The 17,318-nt window shown below is 51.8% G+C and carries 19 protein-coding genes and 1 tRNA gene; 14 read left to right on the top strand and 6 right to left on the bottom strand.

Features of this window, described 5'->3' with window-relative positions; all coding sequences use genetic code 11:
- Positions 1-18 precede the first annotated feature (18 nt).
- Entirely contained in the window at positions 19-1,947 is a 1,929-nt protein-coding gene (locus Q4E40_RS05570) for a hypothetical protein (RefSeq protein ID WP_303410557.1), read from the bottom strand.
- A 145-nt stretch (positions 1,948-2,092) separates the two neighbouring features.
- Between Q4E40_RS05570 and Q4E40_RS05565 the strand changes: the two genes are divergently transcribed.
- The 3 genes from Q4E40_RS05565 (at position 2,093) to Q4E40_RS05555 (ending at position 3,989) form a co-directional block, all read left to right on the top strand.
- The gene (locus tag Q4E40_RS05565; RefSeq protein WP_303410556.1) at positions 2,093-2,485 is read left to right on the top strand and encodes a DUF5329 family protein; all 393 of its coding nucleotides are present in this window, start codon (positions 2,093-2,095) and stop codon (positions 2,483-2,485) included.
- Positions 2,486-2,589: 104 nt separating this feature from the next.
- A complete protein-coding gene (locus Q4E40_RS05560; protein ID WP_303410554.1) occupies positions 2,590-2,955 on the top strand; it encodes a SpoIIAA family protein in 366 nt (121 codons plus the stop codon).
- Between the two features lie 317 nt (positions 2,956-3,272).
- The gene (locus Q4E40_RS05555) at positions 3,273-3,989 is read left to right on the top strand and encodes an OmpA/MotB family protein (protein WP_303410553.1); all 717 of its coding nucleotides are present in this window, start codon (positions 3,273-3,275) and stop codon (positions 3,987-3,989) included.
- Between the two features lie 70 nt (positions 3,990-4,059).
- Here Q4E40_RS05555 and Q4E40_RS05550 read toward each other — a convergent pair whose 3' ends face one another.
- Positions 4,060-4,584: a DUF6141 family protein gene (locus Q4E40_RS05550; protein ID WP_303410552.1), complete on the bottom strand. Its 525-nt coding sequence runs from the start codon at positions 4,582-4,584 to the stop codon at positions 4,060-4,062.
- A 73-nt stretch (positions 4,585-4,657) separates the two neighbouring features.
- On the bottom strand, positions 4,658-5,797 hold the full coding sequence (locus tag Q4E40_RS05545; RefSeq protein ID WP_303410551.1) for a cystathionine gamma-synthase: 1,140 nt from the start codon (positions 5,795-5,797) through the stop codon (positions 4,658-4,660).
- Positions 5,798-5,973: 176 nt separating this feature from the next.
- Between Q4E40_RS05545 and Q4E40_RS05540 the strand changes: the two genes are divergently transcribed.
- The gene (locus Q4E40_RS05540; protein WP_303410550.1) at positions 5,974-6,693 is read left to right on the top strand and encodes a TVP38/TMEM64 family protein; all 720 of its coding nucleotides are present in this window, start codon (positions 5,974-5,976) and stop codon (positions 6,691-6,693) included.
- Between the two features lie 69 nt (positions 6,694-6,762).
- A tRNA-Arg gene (locus tag Q4E40_RS05535) sits at positions 6,763-6,836 on the top strand.
- 259 nt (positions 6,837-7,095) lie between these two features.
- Here the strand turns inward: Q4E40_RS05535 and Q4E40_RS05530 are convergent.
- Complete coding sequence (locus tag Q4E40_RS05530; RefSeq protein ID WP_303410549.1) at positions 7,096-8,271, bottom strand: hypothetical protein; 1,176 nt, start codon at positions 8,269-8,271, stop codon at positions 7,096-7,098.
- A gap of 476 nt (positions 8,272-8,747) precedes the next feature.
- On the opposite strand from Q4E40_RS05530, the gene Q4E40_RS05525 reads away from it, so the two are divergent.
- Complete coding sequence (locus Q4E40_RS05525) at positions 8,748-8,873, top strand: hypothetical protein (RefSeq protein WP_303410548.1); 126 nt, start codon at positions 8,748-8,750, stop codon at positions 8,871-8,873.
- Between the two features lie 46 nt (positions 8,874-8,919).
- Here the strand turns inward: Q4E40_RS05525 and Q4E40_RS05520 are convergent, their stop codons facing one another.
- Both Q4E40_RS05520 and Q4E40_RS05515 read right to left on the bottom strand, forming a co-directional pair.
- The gene (locus Q4E40_RS05520; protein ID WP_303410547.1) at positions 8,920-9,189 is read right to left on the bottom strand and encodes a hypothetical protein; all 270 of its coding nucleotides are present in this window, start codon (positions 9,187-9,189) and stop codon (positions 8,920-8,922) included.
- On the bottom strand, positions 9,186-9,521 hold the full coding sequence (locus tag Q4E40_RS05515) for a hypothetical protein (protein WP_303410546.1): 336 nt from the start codon (positions 9,519-9,521) through the stop codon (positions 9,186-9,188). Before Q4E40_RS05515 ends, Q4E40_RS05520 begins: the two co-directional genes overlap by 4 nt.
- Before the next feature lie 351 nt (positions 9,522-9,872).
- Between Q4E40_RS05515 and Q4E40_RS05510 the strand changes: the two genes are divergently transcribed.
- The 8 genes from Q4E40_RS05510 to Q4E40_RS05475 all read left to right on the top strand — a co-directional run bounded on the left by Q4E40_RS05510 (position 9,873) and on the right by Q4E40_RS05475 (position 17,317).
- Positions 9,873-11,324 (top strand): RNA-binding domain-containing protein, encoded by a 1,452-nt coding sequence (locus Q4E40_RS05510; protein WP_303410545.1) that lies wholly within the window; start codon positions 9,873-9,875, stop codon positions 11,322-11,324.
- 116 nt (positions 11,325-11,440) lie between these two features.
- Positions 11,441-12,394 (top strand): hypothetical protein, encoded by a 954-nt coding sequence (locus tag Q4E40_RS05505; protein ID WP_303410544.1) that lies wholly within the window; start codon positions 11,441-11,443, stop codon positions 12,392-12,394.
- A 92-nt stretch (positions 12,395-12,486) separates the two neighbouring features.
- Complete coding sequence (locus Q4E40_RS05500) at positions 12,487-12,819, top strand: helix-turn-helix domain-containing protein (protein WP_303410543.1); 333 nt, start codon at positions 12,487-12,489, stop codon at positions 12,817-12,819.
- 87 nt (positions 12,820-12,906) lie between these two features.
- On the top strand, positions 12,907-13,863 hold the full coding sequence (locus tag Q4E40_RS05495; protein ID WP_303410542.1) for a toprim domain-containing protein: 957 nt from the start codon (positions 12,907-12,909) through the stop codon (positions 13,861-13,863).
- A gap of 106 nt (positions 13,864-13,969) precedes the next feature.
- Entirely contained in the window at positions 13,970-14,365 is a 396-nt protein-coding gene (locus Q4E40_RS05490) for a plasmid mobilization protein (protein WP_303410540.1), read from the top strand.
- Positions 14,355-15,278, top strand: a complete 924-nt coding sequence (locus Q4E40_RS05485) for a relaxase/mobilization nuclease domain-containing protein (RefSeq protein WP_303410539.1) — start codon at positions 14,355-14,357, stop codon at positions 15,276-15,278. Before Q4E40_RS05490 ends, Q4E40_RS05485 begins: the two co-directional genes overlap by 11 nt.
- Positions 15,275-15,814, top strand: a complete 540-nt coding sequence (locus tag Q4E40_RS05480) for a hypothetical protein (RefSeq protein ID WP_303410538.1) — start codon at positions 15,275-15,277, stop codon at positions 15,812-15,814. Before Q4E40_RS05485 ends, Q4E40_RS05480 begins: the two co-directional genes overlap by 4 nt.
- A 579-nt stretch (positions 15,815-16,393) precedes the next feature.
- Positions 16,394-17,317 carry a hypothetical protein gene (locus tag Q4E40_RS05475; RefSeq protein ID WP_303410537.1) on the top strand — a complete coding sequence of 308 codons (924 nt, stop codon included), beginning with the start codon at positions 16,394-16,396 and terminating at the stop codon, positions 17,315-17,317.
- Position 17,318: the final 1 nt, after the last annotated feature.

Genomic DNA, 17,318 nt, shown 5'->3' with positions numbered 1-17,318 from the left:
GGGAATGTTATTGGCGCCTTACTGACACTCGCAGAGCTTTTTGTCTAACTCGCAAAGCAAGGTATAGTGCTGCTCTACTTCTTTCATCAGGTTGGTGAGCTGTTTGTTATAGGCCTGCACTTGTTGCAGACGCGGGTTCTCAGGTATGTTTTTGGCCAGCGTGTCGAGTTCTTTGATCGTGGCGGCAAAGGCACTGCTTCTCTCACCCAGCTTCGCGTAGTACTGGTCCATGCCATTGTCGGAACTGGCTACGGCCACCGCCTGCAGGTTATTGTCGAAGCACAGCTGCCAGCGCAGGTGGCGCAGCACCTGTTGTTCGGCGGCGCTCTGCAGCTTGCCCATCTCTTTGGTCTCTTCTTTCAGTCGGGAGCTTTCGTGGCGTTTGTTGTACTCGTTCACCGCATCACGCACCTTGTCGCGGCAGCTCAGGCAGTTGCTCGTGTTGGCTTTGTCCTGCAGGGCATTGCGCATCGACACTGACTCATCAGAGGCTTGCGCTTCCGCCAGCTGCTTCACTTCCTTTTCAAACACCTCGCGGTACTGCATGTCTTCCAACCTTTTGGTCAGGCGCACGATGGCCTCCCCTTCTACTGAGGCAGACAGGTAATCGGCGCGCGGCAACTCCACAGACGACAGCTTGGCCAGCGCGGCCTCGCGCTTGGCCGGCGTATCCCAGGCTTTCGGGTTGTTCTCCAGCTCCTGCAGCGTGTTCACCAGCACCTTGGCGTTTTTCAGGTTATGGTCGGCGTCCAGGTATAGGTCGGCATTAGCCAGTATAGACTCGTACTCCGACCGGAAGATGTTCTTATAGGTAGAGTTCTTGTCAAACTCTTTCTCCCGTGCCTCGAAGGCGGTTTTCATACGCTTGTACTCCTGCATGATGCCGAACAGGTTCTTGGCGTTGATCTCCGGGGAGTTGTTGCGGTAGTTGAGTCGGTAAGCGTTCAGGTTTTGCTTCATCTCGGCGAAAATGCGCAGAAACTCTACATACAGCTTTTCCTGGCGATAGGTCTCGTCGTTCATCAGCTTCGTGTCGTAGGCCGTCTGGATCTTCTGTTTGCGCTTCTCGATCAGGTCCATGGTCACTTCGTCGCCGGTCAGCACATCCACTTTGTAGAGCGACTTATAGTTGGCCACCACAATGTAGGGATACTCCTTGTACCCGATGGCATCTTCTATCTGCTTGCGATCGAGTTTGCTGGAGTTCTTGCTGAGGTAATCGGCAAGTTTGGCGGGCTTTAAAGTAACGGTCTTCACATTGCCAGGCACGAACACGTATACCTTCACTGAGTGCAGCCGTGTGTCAAAATCCTGGCCTTCGTAAAGGCGGATGGTGGAGCTGAATTTGTACTCTTTCTTCTTGGCGCGCGAATTGAGCAAGTTGCCAAACTCCCCTACCAGCGACATGACCGCCACCGATGGGTTGGTCAGGTTCGAAAGGCTTACCAATTGGCTGGCCACCAGGTTGAACACCTGATCACCGTCCTGGTTGGTAACTGCCTTGGCGTTGATGGCGGCATCGATGCTGTTCTGGGCAGAAGTCAGCGGCATTTTGTCTATAATGCGCACCACTTCCAGGTGGTCACTTACCTGGGTGTGGTATTCCTTCTTGTCGGTGTTGATGTGGAAGTTGAAGAGCGGGTATACGATTTGGTCGTTGCCGAAGAGCTTCAGGTTTTTGAGCTGCGCCGTGATGAACAGGTACTCCAGTTCGTAAGCGTAATTCTTCTTGCTTTTCTTTTTTACCCCTGACTCCAACTCGTTGAGCACACGGTTAAACTGGCCACCGTTGAAGAGGTAAATGTCAGTGGAGAGGTATTGCCACTCGTCCGAAAATTCAAATTTATCGTTGTAACTGTAGCCCAATCTGGTTTCGATGTTTTGTTGGGCAAAGGCCTGCTGGCCTAGCAAAAAGGCCACCGCAAAAAGGGAGAAAATTTTCTTCATAAAATACGTATAGCCGTTACAACGGCAGATTCAGGTATAGCTTTTGCTTCTGAACCTAACGTTAAGACTTGAAATTAAGTGCCTTACCGGATTGCAAAATTAATGATCCGAACAGATTTTTTTAAAATAAACGAGTACAAAAACCATGTTCAGAGTACTATTCGTGGCGGTGGCCATCCTGTTAGCCCAAAGTGCAACGCAACTTGCTGCTGCACAGGGCTCTTACGAACTCAGCGGTTCTTCCGAAACAATGTCAGAAGATCAGAAAGTGAAGCAGCTGATCGAATACATACGCACCCTCCAGGGCGCCACCTTTATACGCGACAACAGCGAATTTGCACCTGAAAAGGCTGCGGAGCACCTGTATTCAAAATGGAACAAGCATGCCTCAAAAATTAAAACGGCGGAAGGGTTTGTCACAGAACTGGCTACGCAGTCTTCGTCTGGCACGCCTTACAGCATCCGGTTCGCTGACGGCACCACCAGTACCACCCGCGACATACTACTTCGCCAGCTGAGCACGTTGGCTGCCCAATAGGTCAGAATATGGTACAATAACAGGCATAAGTATAGCTGTAGCCGAATACTATACTTGAACGTGGTCATCGTCGTTACGTATCTATGACGACAAACCTGATCCCAATGCTACAGTTACTTGAAGAGTCGCGGGAAGAGCTGGTTGCTTTTCGACTGGCAGGCAGCGTAGACCGCCATGACTACGAGGTGATGTTACCGATACTGGAGGAGAAAATCAAACAGTACGGTAAGATACGGGTGTATGCAGAGTTGCAGGAGGCTGAAGAAATATCGTTGCAGGCGCTTTGGGAAGACCTGAGGTTTGACTTCCGGCACGCAGGCGACTTCAGAAAAGTGGCGCTCGTCGGCAACCAAAAGTGGCTGGACTGGTTTACCGTCATGGCAACTCCCTTCACCACGGCCAAGGTAAAGTACTTTGAACCCACCGACCGCGACAAAGCATTGGAATGGGTTCGGAGAGACGACGAGTAAAAGATCAAGCGCAACCACAGTATTCCAGCACCTGCTATATTCTGCAGTAGTCCTTCCGCCCGTCAAACCACGCCGCCTTCTCCGGTTATTGATTCCTGATCAGCCTTTTCCCACGGATAACCTGTTACGATACCAGAAATATTTATACCTTCGGCTATACCTGAAATATAGTTGTAGCACAATATTTGCTCGGTAACCGGGGCAATCAGGGAGCGAAACTGAATTAGCTTATACTTACAGGCCTCGTTTTGCGTTTTGTTCCATAGTTGCCAGTAAAAATCAATTACAAACAATCTGATCAATTAACACCCTTACACATGAGATCTAATTTCACGAAAGCATCATTGTCACTGCTTCTATGTGGCGTCCTAATGTCATCATGCGTTTCCTCTAAAAAGTACGACGAGCTGAAAGCCAGCAAAGAGGCCCTGGAGCGCGAACAGGCCGCCAGCCGCGAAAAGGAAAAAGAACTGAGTAATACGCTGCGGGCACGTGAGCAGAAACTGACTGAATTGGAGCGCGCCATGAACGACCAGAAGAAAATACTGGATAACCTTCGCAACGAGGTGACCGGTGCGCTGTCTGGTTTCAACCAGGGCGATCTGAGCGTGAACATCAAAGACGGCAAGGTATACGTGTCGATGTCCGACAAGCTTTTGTTCGCCACAGGCAGTACAAAAGTGAACAACACGGGCAAGCAGGCCCTCGACCAACTGGTAGACGTGCTGAAGAAAAACCAGAGCGTTGGCGTATTGGTTGAAGGCCACACAGATGACGTGGAGGTACGACCAGGCACGAAGGACATCGCCGACAACTGGGACCTGAGCGTATTGCGCGCCACTGAGATCACCCGCCTAATGGCACAGCGCGGCCTGTCGCCGGACCGCATCACACCTGCCGGGCGCGCCTTCTTCCAGCCAGTGGACACAGGCCGTACGCCTGCTGCCAAAGCCAAGAACCGTCGTACGGAAATCATCCTGACCCCTGACTTCACGGAGATCTACAAAATACTGGGCATTCAGTCGATAAAGTAGTCTCTATACCTGATACCATAGAAAAGGCCGCTGCTCAGATCGAACAGCGGCCTTTTCTATACCTGCCAATTTAGTCCGCTATACCTTTGCCCAGCGCTTTGGCTTGCTCTATTGCCAGAAACAGCTCCTTGGCTCGCTGCGAGCCGATCAGGAGAGGTTGTTGGTTGTAAAAGCGCAGCAATACTCCTTCCCTGCCCGACGTACTGTACGCCTTTCCTTTTGCACCCCAGCGTATACCCCAGCCGCCGTATTCATCGATTGGGTTGTAAGTCACCCTCTCGAAATCACGCACGGTATGCAAAGGTATGCGCACCGGTTTCAGGTGGAAAGGCCGCAGACGCACCTGTAGTACGCCCGGCATTACCTCTGTGGTCAGCGTTACCCAATAGAAAAAGAACGGGAGCCCGAAGCCTATCAGGGCCACCATAATGCTCAGCGGCACATCCGACACGGGCCGGTTGCCGAAGGTACCGCCCAGCAGGACCTGGTACACAAAACCTGCCAGCATGATGGCCGCCAGACCCAGCAGCAGCGCCCACAGCCAGAACTGCGTGAACCGTTGCTTTTCCCTGAACAAGATGTTTTGCTCTTCCATCTATACTTATACCTTACGAAAATAGCCGCCCCACTTGTGAGCGGAACGGCTATACCTTTCAGTTTTGTAATGATTAGCCAATGGCCTGCTCCAGGTCAGCCAGCAGGTCCTCAATGTCTTCTATACCTACGCTCAGGCGGATCAGCGAATCGCTCAGGCCTGCCTTGAGGCGCTCGGCGCTCGGAATGCTGGCGTGCGTCATCGAGGCCGGATGTCCGCAAAGCGATTCCACACCACCTAGTGACTCAGCCAAAGCGAAGTACTTAAAGCGCTCCAGCGTAGCGATGGCATCTTCCATCCTGTCGCCTTTCAGCACAAACGAAACCATACCGCCGTACGAGCGCATCTGCTCTTTGGCTACACGATGGCCCGGATGATCTTCCAGGCCTGGCCAGTATACCTTCTCTACCTTGTCATGATTCTTGAGGTATTGGGCTACAGCACGACCGTTCTCGCAGTGGCGCTCCATGCGGATGTGCAGCGTTTTGAGGCCACGCAGCACCAGAAAACAGTCCTGCGGACCAGGCGTACCACCGCAGGCGTTCTGGATAAAGGCCAGTTTCTCGTGCAGTTCGTCATCTTTCACAATCACAGCACCCATCACCACGTCCGAGTGGCCGGCCATATACTTGGTGAGCGAGTGCATCACGATGTCGGCTCCCATGTCGAGCGGCGTTTGCAGGAAAGGGGTAGCGAAGGTGTTGTCAGCTACCAGCAGCAGGTTGTGCTTTTTGGCAATGGCGGCGCAGCCCTTGATATCGATGATGTTGAGCAGCGGGTTAGTTGGCGTCTCTACCCAGATCATGCGGGTGTTCTCGTTCACCAACGCCTCTACCTTGCTCAGGTCGCTCATGTCGGTGAAGTTGAACTTGAGGCCGTAGTTGGCGAAAATCTTCGTGAAGATGCGGTAGCTGCCACCATACAGGTCATTGGTTGAGATCACCTCGTCGCCCGGCTTCAGCATTTTGATGATGGCATCGATGGCGGCCATACCTGAAGAGAAACAAAGGCCATGCTTCCCGTTCTCCAGCTCAGCCAATGCATTTTGCAGGGCTGTGCGCGTCGGATTGTGCGTACGCGAATACTCGTAGCCTTTATGATCACCTGGTGAGCGCTGCACGTAGGTGGAGGTCTGGTAAATCGGCGTCATGATGGCGCCTGTGGTTGGGTCCGGCTCCACGCCGGCATGTATAGCTTTTGTTCCGAATTTCATATTATCTATTTTATGGATAAATGGCTTGATGCAAGTTAATAAATTTGCCTTTCAGGAGTAAAATGACTGCAAGGGCTTCGCACAAATCGCAAAATTTCAATGACTGTACTGCAATCTACGTATACCTTCAGCAAATCTTTGCCTGCAAGGCTCTATCTTTGACTAAAACGCCTTCTATGCCTAAACTGTCCATGCTGCGGACTTTTATACGGGAAAACGCGCCCTCATTTATTTCCATGCTGCTGCTGGTTGTGGTGCCGCTGGTTGTCAGTTCCTCGGCTGCTGTATACCTCTATCAGAACGAAACCCTGCTACAGGACCTGAGTTGGCCGCAGATGCTCCTTTACTTTGTCGTGATTTCCTTCACCATGTCGCTGGCCCTCACCCCGACTACCTTTGTGGCATTGGTGAGTGGTTTCTATTTGGGGTGGCCTGGCTTTGCGGGTGTAGTAGTGTCGTACGGCATTGCTTCGCTCATCGGCTATACCTTGGCCCGCCTCATCGACCATGGCAAAATGATGTCTTTCCTGAACCGCTTTGAGAAGACAAAGTACCTGATGCAGGAATTGCGCGACCAAAGCTGGAGCCTGATCTTTCTGACCCGTATTTCGCCGGTGCTGCCGTTTGCGCTTATGAATTTTGTACTCTCGCTGCTGCAGGTGGACAGAACCCGGTTCTTTCTGGCGAGCATTGTGGGGATGCTGCCGCGCACACTTTTCTTTTTCTGGGTGGGCACGCAGGCCAGCGACGTCATAAAATTACTACAGGACCCGGGCAGCAACAAAGGAAGTCAACTGCTGATGATCGCACTGGTAATCATATCAATAGGCGGGCTATACTTTATTTTTGACCACGCCCTGAAGCGGGCGCTTCGGAAAGCGACAGCAAAAAGTTGAGAAAAATTCGCTTTAGGGCTTGCATCGCAAGAAAAAAGGCCTTTACTTTGCATCACCATAACGGAAAATGGTCACGTAGCTCAACTGGATAGAGCATCTGACTACGAATCAGAAGGTTAGGGGTTCGACTCCCTTCGCGACCACTTGAAAATCAGCCACTTACGAGTCAAATCGTTAAGTGGCTTTTTTTATGTGCACACAATTTGCACACAAGTCTCCCGCTTTTAAAGCTAATTATTCCCTTTTTTTATCTCTTCCAATTTTTCTTAAAATACTTAGAAATTATTCCGCACAAACCTCTTTAACTTAAAATGTGATTTGGCTTATCAACGCTAAGCAAGCTTGTGGCCTTCCACAGGATAAGATCCCCACAAAATTACAAGTGCATGCTGTAGCGTAAAATCATTTAACAATGTCTCTGCCAAAGAGGAAGAAGCCGACCCGGGCCTGCAGCGGGTGCAGGTAGGGCGTTTTATTCTTCTCGTGCCACAGGTTATACTGCAGCAGCGCATAGCCCCTGAGTTTTTTATAGAGCGTGTAGTCCTTGCCCAGTCCCGCCGACAGGCCCGGTACCCATTCACGTCCGCTCGTCTCCTCCTGCGCGAAAGGGTCTGTATGCGTCACCGGCGCACTTAAGCCCTCGTACTGCAGACGGCCAAAGAAACCGCTTTTGATCTGAAAATCGGTAAAAAGGCTATAACCCCCTACTTTATCTGTTCCGCCCATAAAAGGCTTTTCCTTCACGCTCAGGTGCAGGCGGTACTGTCCGCCCAAGCCCGCTGAGAGCCTTTCTGTGAAGCGCCAGGCCACTGTTGGTCCCAGGTACAGGAAAAAGCGTTCCTGCATGCCTGCCTGCCAGAGGCTGCCCAGCACCAGCCTTTCCGCCCAGTGCTTTCCTTTGAGCGGGTTGGGACCCAGCAAGCCCTTGGGCATGTCTTTCATGCTTTCCACCTTGCTTACCCGCCCCTTGTATTTGTCGATGTCCGCTCTCGCCTGCCCCAGCTTGTCGAAAGACTCGGTGAAGGGCTGACCCGCCGCCTTCAGCGCCGTCTGCCCGGCCTTTGCCTTTAGCTCGTCGGCAGAGGTGGGCAGTTGCCCCAAGCCCGGGGGTTGCTGCAAGCTGGTGGCAACACTCTTCTGTCCAGCCTCTTCGAGCTGGCGCAGGGCCGCCTGCAGCTCCTCGGGTAAAAGCTGGGCGGCCAGTGCCTCCTTCCCCTCCCCGAGCTGCCGCGCCAACCGCGCCCGTACCTGCTTGAGCTCCTCGGGCACTACCGACTGGCCCAGCACTGCCTGCGAGAGGCTGTCCGCTTTTCGGGCCAGCTCTTCCCCTTCCAAACCCAGCTGCCGCAGACTGTCCATCTGAGCTTCAAGTCGTGAGGAGTCCTGCAGCACCTGGTCGATAGCCTGCAGGCTGTCCTGCCATACAATCATCTCCCGCAACAGCTGCCCCACCTCCGGGGCTGTGGTCGGCAGGTGCTGCTTGGTTTGCTGGGCAGCCCCCATGACAGGCAGTAGCAAGAGCACGAAAGGTAGCAGACGGAAGTAAGGCCGCGTGAGGGGGGAGAGCAGGTAGCGCATAGAGTGGTATAGTTTTTCTATAAAGTATTGTCAGGTAGATAATTCGCTTCCAATTATTGAGCAGAAATTGCTCCTACAAGATAAAGTAATACAGCCACTTTTCCTCGCCTGGAAATGATATCTTATTTACAGTTTGCCTCCTCTGCCTTTACTTTCCAAGGCAAGGCTCCTGGGGTAGAAGAGGCCGGAAAAGCCCCTTGGCCTTTGTGCGGCTGGCCAGTCGCTGGCATCAAGGTATAGCTGTAACTATGCAACTATACCCCCCCCCGGTTGATGCCGGGGGTTGGGGGTAAGATTTCAAGCGCGAAGCCGCTGCGAGCGGAAGCAAAAGCCAGCCGGGAAGAGCCCGAGGCACGAGGGCGGCTGGCTGTGCGGCGGCTGACCCGCAGGCGAGCATAACGTGGGCTGTGGGTTTTGTTTTTTCACCTCCCTGCCGGAGGCATATTTATAAACTCAAAAACAAAATAGCAACAGCCGTGAGGAGTACCACAACGAGCCGACCGAAAGGCAAAGCCATGGTGGAACGCAGCGTAGCGAGTAGACCATGGTGTGCCGAAGGGAGCGTGAGCGAGGACACGCACGAACCCCGCTTCTCCAAGTAATGGCCTTTCAAGTATAAGTAACAATTGTTCTCCAGATGCATAGCTGTCAGCTACCTTGATTCAACGACTTTGCTTTCTCTATTCCAGTAACAATGCCATAAAAAATTAAAGCCAAAAATATAGCCCCGCCAACAATAATAACCCACCAATAAGGCAATACCCAAAATATATAATATTTAAATGACCCAATAATATCTTTATACCATACACCGGTATAATAGGTCCTCTCAAGTGCATCATCAAATATACCCATTGTATAGGTAGAAAGAATCATAATACAAAAACCTAAAAACAAGTAAATCAGAGCTCTTTTCATTTTTTATTATTGTTTTTATGTGGATCCTCTTTCTCAAACAATTTATTCCATTCATTAACCTTATATGTCCTGTCTCCTACTCTTACTCCTGTGAAATTACCATATTTATCAGTGGTAAGTGTTAAATTAAAACTGGTAATATCTCGTTTATTCTCGCCATCCAAACTAGAAAAAGGATCTCCTTCATAGAAGCCAATACCGAGAAATACATTTTGTCCGCTAGGGTCAGATATAAATGCTTCAGTTGACGGGAAGTTATCGCCCGTAATTTTTCCTGATATGGACAAAGTCCCTGCTTTTTTATTTTCTGTAATAGAGAACTCAGAAAACACATCTATTGGAGGTGAGCCCGGAACCATCGGATTTGAACCTGCTCCCCAATAAAGTGCTCAATACTATTGTTTATTAACACTAATATTATCTTTCCTTTATGGATAAGTCATTTGTTATTGATGTCAAATAGGTATCCCTTACTATTACAGTATTACAGAGCGACTTAATTTTGTTATTCATCTTGCTGACGAAACATAATAAAATGTTGTTTACACCCCTTACATAAGGGCATATCTTACACAATTGTCATATCTTTCATGTGTATTTGAAAGCACACATGAAAGCACACACCGCATCGTTTGTAATTGCGGAGTAATAACACTTGTGCAATAAGTATATAACTTGCATTTATGATTCCCAGAGACATTGAACGGCTAATTCAACAAGGCGAAGGTCTGGATATTGAATTCAAGAAGGCTAAAAATGACTTGCCTTCTGATCTTTTCGAAACTGTCTGTGCATTTCTTAACAGAGCCGGTGGACATATACTTTTAGGAGTAAAGGACAATGGTACTATAGTTGGCGTATCCCCAGAGCATGCAGACCGTTTGAAGCGAGAATTTACAACTCTCTCCAATAATGCAAATAAATTAAACCCTCCCTTCCTGTTAGAGTTCACAGAGGTTGCTTTAGATGAAAAGATCGTACTTTATGCTTATGTCCCTGAAAGCTCCCAAGTGCACCGATGCAATAATATAGTATATGACCGTAGCCACGAAGGAGACTTCAAAGTGTCAGATGATGCCAACATAAGACAGATTTATACCCGTAAAAGTGGCCTTTATTCAGAAAGCCGTATTTATTCGCATTTAGCTATCACAGACTTCAGGCCAGGAATTATTGAAAGAGTGCGCCAGCTTATACGTAGCCGTTCTGCAAGCCATCTGTGGCTTACATTGACAGACACCGAACTTCTTCAAAGTGCTGGCCTCTACCGAAAAGATTTTCAGACCGGTGAAGAAGGATATACGCTTGCAGCTGCTCTACTACTTGGGAAAGATGATGTAATTCAGAGCATACTTCCTCACTACCGAATCGATGCCATCTTACGGAGGGTAGATACAGACAGGTATGATGACAGGATTGATATTAGAACTAATTTGATTGATGCTTATGATCTGCTTATGGCCTTTGTAGATAAGCATCTCCCCGATAAATTTTTCCTTGAAGGAAGTCAGCGCGTAGATCTTCGGAACATCATTTTTAGGGAAATCGTTGCTAACCTTATTGTCCATAGGGAATACAGTAATGCCACTCCGGCTAAGTTCATAATCTACTCTGACAGAGTAGAAACAGAAAATGCTAATAAGCCAAAAGGCTTCGGCCCAATAGATCCAGAAAGATTTTCTCCGTATCCTAAAAACCCTACTCTCGCTAAGTTCTTTGTACAGCTAGGGCGTGTGGAAGAGCTGGGATCAGGCATCCGCAATGTGACCAGGCTAGTCCGATTCTATGCTCCTAATCAAACAGCCCAATTTATAGAAGAAGATGTCTTTAGGGCAATTGTCCCTGTCCCTGGTCTTGGTAAGAGTATTTCAGGTCCTGATGTAAATGGGCCACTTGCTAAAGAATTAGGAAAGGTTGTTAATAGCCTGCCTATACAGGAACCAGTCAGAGAGCGCCTGCTCAAGGAATTATCAATTTTCATGAACAATCAAGCTCTATCTGTTAGTAAAATGTCTAGTTTAACTGGATTTAGTCCCCGTACAATTAGAAGGGACTTCGCAGCCCTGATAAAAGCCGGTGTAATTCGACAGTCAGACTCTTTTGGTTTTTATGAGCTAGTGAAGAGCACACACTAACATTTACCCCTTTGCCGTGGCCAAGTTGTGGCCGAGTTGTGGCCGAGTTGTGGCCAAGTTGTGGCCAAGTTGTGGCCGAGTTGTGGCCAGAAACTAACCAACTAAAAAGTTTAAGCATGAAGCACTTGAAGGAGTTTTTGGCTCGCCTGCAGACCTTTGAACTCAAGCTTATTCAAAGAAAAGAGGCTATGGGCCCTTTTGGCCAGAAGGAAGTGAGTAGTTACGACCTGAGGCACGAGACGCCCTACGACGAGGCGGCCGTCTTCGAGAGCGGGCTCCGGCTCCTTGCCCAGATGGCGGCACTGGATCTGCTCCCCCTTCGCCACCCGCAGCTGCAGCTCGTCCTGGAGCAGCTCACCGGGATAGAAGACCGCTTCAGGACCTTCTGGGTCAGCTTCCACAACCACGCCCCGGACTACGGGCGAGCCTACCCGGCCGGCTACCTCCACCAGCTCAGCCTGCCTGAGCTGTTTGTCCTGCGCAACCTGCAACCCATCGAGTTCGGCATCGAGGTCAGGGAGGAGCTGGTGGATGATCTGGGCGAGTCGGTCAAGCTGCGGGAATCTTTGCTGGACAATCTCATCCGGCACGTGCAGGCGCTGCTTCCCGCCCCGCAGGAGACAGCCACGGGAAATACCACCCCTTCCAAGCCTGTCACAGGCCATCCCCGGTTTGTGGACGGGGTGCCGGAGAGGCTCTTCGAAGTCCTAAAGGGCTACTTTACCCCGGAGGACCAGCAGCAGCTGCTGGCCCTCCTCGAGGGAAACCATCCCCCCGCTACTCCCCTGCTCTTCCACGGGAACGGCAACCAGCTGGCCGACGCCTTCAAGCAGCTCTACGAGGCCAACCTGATCGTGGGCTGCCTGAAAGGCGAGCTGGAGTCGTGGATAGCGGCCCACTTTGCCTATGTCTACCGCAGGCAGCAGCGGACCCTGCCGCCCAACTACCTTGCCGCCATCATCTCCTCCAACGCCAAACCCTGCCAGTCCCCCATCCTGGACGTGCGCAGGCAGCCCAGCGGCGCTTACGCCGTCTTCCCGGTGCTCCGCACGCAGAAAAAATATAACTAACGGTAGGAAACAGGCAGGATGCAGGGCAGCCCTCTTGCAGCCTTACAAACTTACGCCCTACCATTGCAGCACAAACCAAACAGAACGCTGCCATGGAAAACCTCACCTTCGACCAACTCCCCCGCGCCGTCAGCCTGCTGCACGAGCAGATGGGCCGCATCGAGCGGCTGCTACTCGAACAACGCCCCCAGCAGGAGGCAGCGGCCATCCTCAACATCCACGAGGCAGCCGCCCTCCTCCACCTCTCCGTGGCCACGCTCTACACCAAGGTTAGCTGCCGGGAGGTGCCCTTCAGCAAGCGGGGCAAGCGCCTCTACTTTCACCGAGGCGAGCTGGAGGAGTGGGTCCGCCAGGGCCGCAAGAAGACCGTTTCCGAGATCCGAGAGGAGGCGGTCCAGCTTGCTGCAGGCAAAAAAAAGAAGTAGTGCCTGCCAGCAAAAATCACGCCTGCCTCGGGAGAAAGCGCTTCCCGCCCCAATTATTTTCCCTCTTGCCTCTGAAGGAAGAAAACGATGAACATCCAGCAGATCAACAGCGAAATCGTGATCACGGATTACCTGGCCAGCCAGGGCATCCAGCCTGCCTACAAGAGGGGCTGCGACTGGTGGTACATCTCCCCGGTGCGGATGGCCGAGCGCACGCCTTCCTTTAAGGTCAACACGCGCCTGAACCGCTGGTACGACCACGGCAGCGGGGAGGGCGGCAAGGTCTTCGACCTGGCCATGCGGCTCCACCGCACCGCCTCGATCCGGGAAGTCATCCAGCTCCTTTCCGGACAGACTTTTGCTTCAACAGCAATATCTGACCTGAGTATTCAATCAACCGGGAAACAAGCCAAGGGAGAAGTTCCAGCTCTTGCACCAGCACCTCCCACCGGTATCAGGGTGCTGGCGGCAAAGCCGCTGGAGGCTGATAGCCCGCTGGCAGGCTACCTGCTACAGCGGGGCATCAGCCTTCATACGGCAGGCCCTTACTGCCGGGAGGTCGGCTTCGCCATCGGCTCCAGGCATTATCAAGCCATCGGGTTTCAAAACCGCTCGGGCGGCTACGAGCTGCGCAACGCCTGGTTCAAGGGCTCCTCCTCCCCCAAGGACATCACCTTCGTGGGCAACGGCGCAGGCACCGTCTGCCTGGTGGAGGGCTTCATGGATTTCCTCTCCCTCCTGGAGCTCCGGCCCCGCCTCGGGACCAGCTCCAGCTTTCTTGTCCTCAACTCCCTTGCACTGGTCGGCAAGAGCCTGGATATGCTCGGCCGGCACCGGCGGGTGCTCCTCTTTCTGGACCATGATCAGGCGGGCAGAATGGAAAGTGAGCGTCTGCTCCGATCGGAGCTAAACTGCCGGGACCTCTCCTCCCTCTACCAAGGCCACAAGGACGTGAACGAGCTGTTGGTGGCCAGGCGGGGGCAGGCAAAGCGGCTTCGGCCCCGCTTCGGACACCGGAAGGGAGCCAGGGGAAGGAGCCTCTGAAAGTGGGGAGCAAGTTTGTGTTTTTGTCATACAAAAACTCCTGGCGGCCTCTCCGCTCCCGGTGGTCGCAGCAGGGGATTCTTCTTACTAAGTAAACAACGAGCGCATGGAAAAAGAGACAGCACAGCGGCAGCAGTGCCACGAGGGAAAGAAGGGCGGCCGGCCGCTCAAGCGGGTGAAGCGGAGCCACATCCTCGTGGTGCGGGTGACCGACACGGAGCGGCTCCTGATTGCAGGCAAGGCGCGGGAGGCGGGCCTGAGCGTCTCGGCCTGGTTTCGGGCGGCGGCCAAGAAGGCAGTCGTTGTGGCGCGCCTCCGCCCCGAGGAGGCGGCCTCGCTGCGCATGCTCGCGGGTCTCTCCAACAACCTCAACCAGCTCACCCGGCTGGCCCACCGCCAGGGGCTGCTCTCCCTGCAGGGCAGCTGCCGCCAGCTCCTCTATGACATCCACCACATACTTCAGCAACTAGGCAGAGATGATCGGAAAGGTGATGACAGGTAAAAGCTTTGGAGGCTGCGTGCGCTACGTGGTCCAGAAACTCGGAGCGGAGGTGCTGGACTGGGACGGCGTCCGCACGGACACTGTCGCCTCGATGGTGGCAGACTTTAACCTGCAGCGCAAACTCAACCCCGGGCTAGAGAAGGCCGTGGGACACATCGCCCTGAACTGGAGCGTGCACGACAAAGCGAAGCTCTCTGACCGGGTAATGGTCGAGCGGGCAAGCGAGTACATGGAAAAGATGCAGATCACCGGCACACAATACCTGATTGTCCTGCACCGGGACCGGGAGCACCCGCACCTGCACATCGTCTACAACCGGGTCAACTATGAAGGCAAGACGATCCCAGACAGGTTCCAGCACCGGCGCAACGTCCGGGTGTGCCGGGAGCTTACCGAGAGGCACGGCTACTACCTGGCCCCGGGCAAAGGGCAGGTAAAGCTCGAGCGACTGAAAGGGGCCGACAAGGCCAAATACGAACTGCACGACGCGATCCGGCAGGCGCTGCCGAAGGCCGGGACCTGGCAGGAGCTCGAGAGCCTGCTCCGGGGCAAGGGCATCTCCATCGACTACAAGTACAAGAGGGGAACCCAGCAGGTACAGGGGATAAGCTTTCGCATGGGCGAGCTGAGCTTCAAGGGATCCAGCGTGGACAGGAGCCTGAGCTACGGGGCCATCAGCAGGCAATTGGACCAACAGCACAGTAAGCAGGAGAAGCTGGTGTCACCTGGCTCCAGGCAACACAGCCCACTTAGTCAAACAGCCTCACCCTTCTCTGGCATTACCACGGGCAGAAACCTCACGCCAGGCCTGATTGAGGGCTTGCTGGCTCCTGCCACAGGGCAGGCAGCGGACGCCAATGACTATCCCTTCAGGAAAAAGAAACGCAGCAAGAAAAAGAGAATTCGCTTATGAAAACGGAAGAACTGGAAGAGCGCATCCTGGACGTGGAGCGCGTGCTGGCCCTGCAGGACAAGCGGCTGGAAAAGCTTGAGGAAGGGACTGTGCCTAATCCCACACGGATTGCCCAGGCACCTGACTGCAACAGCCAGTTTGAGGAGCTGAAGGCGCTCCTCAAGCGGCATGACCTGAGCGTGCAGGCCCTGCAGATCTACGCCCTGATCGCTTCACTTCAGGAAAAGATCACCAAGCTGCCCAAGGTGCTGCCCGTCCGGCACCATCACTATTTCGAGGACAGGTCCAGGGGCTTTGTGATCGGGGGAATTGTGTGTTTGTTGACGGTGGCTATTTCCGTCGGGCTGAGCTTCAGCCTGTACCGGGAGAACAGCAGACTAGAGGAGAGCGATATCAAGTACCGAATGGTCCGGCAGGCTTATCCGGATGCAGTACATTGGGCTGACTCGGCTTTTCATCAGAACTCGGAAGATGCTAAAACATGGCTTGAAAACAGAGAGCCTGAGGCAATCGCTCCTCTATTGCAGCAGAAGTAAGAAGATGTTATGGCCACTACCTGACCTGACGTTTTCCTCTTAACATTTTCTATCCCTTATCCCCTCTCGCTGGATCATGGAGGGATTGTAAAAGAACAGTGAACCCGCAAGTCTTCAGTAAGCCGGAGGAGCGGCTGCGGTGGCGCAACAGCGCCTGGCACAGGCTCCGGAAAGTGAGTATTAGGCGGCGGTCCAGCAGCACGTCAAATTGTGTGAGAAAAGGGGAGAGATAATTCTCCTGCCGGCGGGAGAGAACCTGCAATGCTGAAGCAGCATTTTTAGAGGTAGAACATATAAAAACCTCCTGTCTTCAGATGATACAATTGTCTTTATCCCAAAAAAAGGAGGTTTTCCGTTTTTATTCCATTCCTAAACTCCGGAATGACTCATGTTCGTGTTACTTTTTCGACGTTTTCTATTGATAATAATACTTCCTGAACTAAAATTCCAGTGATTTTCCACCTCAAATAGCTCAAGTATAGTCAGTTATCCATGTTACTTCATAAGGCAAACTTTCTTTGCGAATTGTAAATAATTGTATAATATTTAGAATATATTAAATTCCAATAAAACATTCTTATGAAAACAAAACCAATTACCCGCTCCCAGTGGCGCAGCGCCCTAAGCAGGCCACTCTTTTTATTTATCCTCTCCTTCACGCTGGCCCTAACTGGTTGCGAGAAGTCGAAGGACACAGCGCAACCCTTCGTAGTTGAGCCAAACACTTCTCAAGCACAAGACGCCAGAAAAGACGACGACTACAAGCGCAACAAGACAGGCCAATACGTAAGCAAGGACGTGCAGGTAATTGGCTATGATGATGGAAGTGTACGCCCGACAAGGCCAAAATTTGATGTGACAGCGGGCGAAATTGGTAGTAGAAACGTTGTGCCTTGTGATCCTTGTGATGGTGGAGGCGGGAGTGTTTTACCCCCTGTTTTTCTAACTTCTGAGGGCCTAGGTGCTGTTAGTTCTTATCCTTCCGGTTATATATATGCTCTGCGTTTGATTGTTGGTACTTCCTCTTCCATTCAACCTTCAGAAGGCCACATAAAGATCAATACTGATTTAAATAAAGGCGCTGGTGGTAAGTATATTTATCTAACTTTTACAAGAGATCCACAATATGCATATGAAAATTATATATCGCCAGTCAACTATACCACTCCTATTACAGATCTAATGGCTGTCAGCTACTCACAGGTTTGCTACACATTCAATGGGTATCTTTGTAATGCAAATCCATGGAATGGCTGGGTGCATATGTTTACTTTTAATGGAACCTATAGTCAAACAGTTGACTTAAATGATGGTGTAGGGGGTAAATATATTTTTGGTCACGTATACCGTGAAACATCTAATGGCAGAACTCCAATTAAAGAGGTAGGTATAATTTCAGGGAATACTAGTAACATAACTCCTCCATCAGGCTGGATAAAATATCATCAAGATCTAAATGAAGGTGCAGGTGGGGATTATATTTATTTATGTTTTAAAAGGTAGC

The sequence above is a fragment of the Pontibacter coccineus genome (genome assembly GCF_030546575.1).
Taxonomy (GTDB): Bacteria; Bacteroidota; Bacteroidia; order Cytophagales; family Hymenobacteraceae; genus Pontibacter; species Pontibacter coccineus.
Note: the sequence above shows the minus strand (reverse complement) of the source record. Positions and strands in the feature narration are given on the sequence as shown.

What these genes read in the sequence shown, in the direction of transcription:
- Q4E40_RS05570 (WP_303410557.1), bottom strand. Translation starts at nt 1,947, where the DNA reads ATGAAGAAAATTTTCTCCCTTTTTGCGGTGGCCTTTTTGCTAGGCCAG.
- Q4E40_RS05565 (WP_303410556.1), top strand. Translation starts at nt 2,093, where the DNA reads ATGTTCAGAGTACTATTCGTGGCGGTGGCCATCCTGTTAGCCCAAAGT.
- Q4E40_RS05560 (WP_303410554.1), top strand. Translation starts at nt 2,590, where the DNA reads ATGCTACAGTTACTTGAAGAGTCGCGGGAAGAGCTGGTTGCTTTTCGA.
- Q4E40_RS05555 (WP_303410553.1), top strand. Translation starts at nt 3,273, where the DNA reads ATGAGATCTAATTTCACGAAAGCATCATTGTCACTGCTTCTATGTGGC.
- Q4E40_RS05550 (WP_303410552.1), bottom strand. Translation starts at nt 4,584, where the DNA reads ATGGAAGAGCAAAACATCTTGTTCAGGGAAAAGCAACGGTTCACGCAG.
- Q4E40_RS05545 (WP_303410551.1), bottom strand. Translation starts at nt 5,797, where the DNA reads ATGAAATTCGGAACAAAAGCTATACATGCCGGCGTGGAGCCGGACCCA.
- Q4E40_RS05540 (WP_303410550.1), top strand. Translation starts at nt 5,974, where the DNA reads ATGCCTAAACTGTCCATGCTGCGGACTTTTATACGGGAAAACGCGCCC.
- Q4E40_RS05530 (WP_303410549.1), bottom strand. Translation starts at nt 8,271, where the DNA reads ATGCGCTACCTGCTCTCCCCCCTCACGCGGCCTTACTTCCGTCTGCTA.
- Q4E40_RS05520 (WP_303410547.1), bottom strand. Translation starts at nt 9,189, where the DNA reads ATGAAAAGAGCTCTGATTTACTTGTTTTTAGGTTTTTGTATTATGATT.
- Q4E40_RS05510 (WP_303410545.1), top strand. Translation starts at nt 9,873, where the DNA reads ATGATTCCCAGAGACATTGAACGGCTAATTCAACAAGGCGAAGGTCTG.
- Q4E40_RS05505 (WP_303410544.1), top strand. Translation starts at nt 11,441, where the DNA reads ATGAAGCACTTGAAGGAGTTTTTGGCTCGCCTGCAGACCTTTGAACTC.
- Q4E40_RS05500 (WP_303410543.1), top strand. Translation starts at nt 12,487, where the DNA reads ATGGAAAACCTCACCTTCGACCAACTCCCCCGCGCCGTCAGCCTGCTG.
- Q4E40_RS05495 (WP_303410542.1), top strand. Translation starts at nt 12,907, where the DNA reads ATGAACATCCAGCAGATCAACAGCGAAATCGTGATCACGGATTACCTG.
- Q4E40_RS05490 (WP_303410540.1), top strand. Translation starts at nt 13,970, where the DNA reads ATGGAAAAAGAGACAGCACAGCGGCAGCAGTGCCACGAGGGAAAGAAG.
- Q4E40_RS05485 (WP_303410539.1), top strand. Translation starts at nt 14,355, where the DNA reads ATGACAGGTAAAAGCTTTGGAGGCTGCGTGCGCTACGTGGTCCAGAAA.
- Q4E40_RS05480 (WP_303410538.1), top strand. Translation starts at nt 15,275, where the DNA reads ATGAAAACGGAAGAACTGGAAGAGCGCATCCTGGACGTGGAGCGCGTG.
- Q4E40_RS05475 (WP_303410537.1), top strand. Translation starts at nt 16,394, where the DNA reads ATGAAAACAAAACCAATTACCCGCTCCCAGTGGCGCAGCGCCCTAAGC.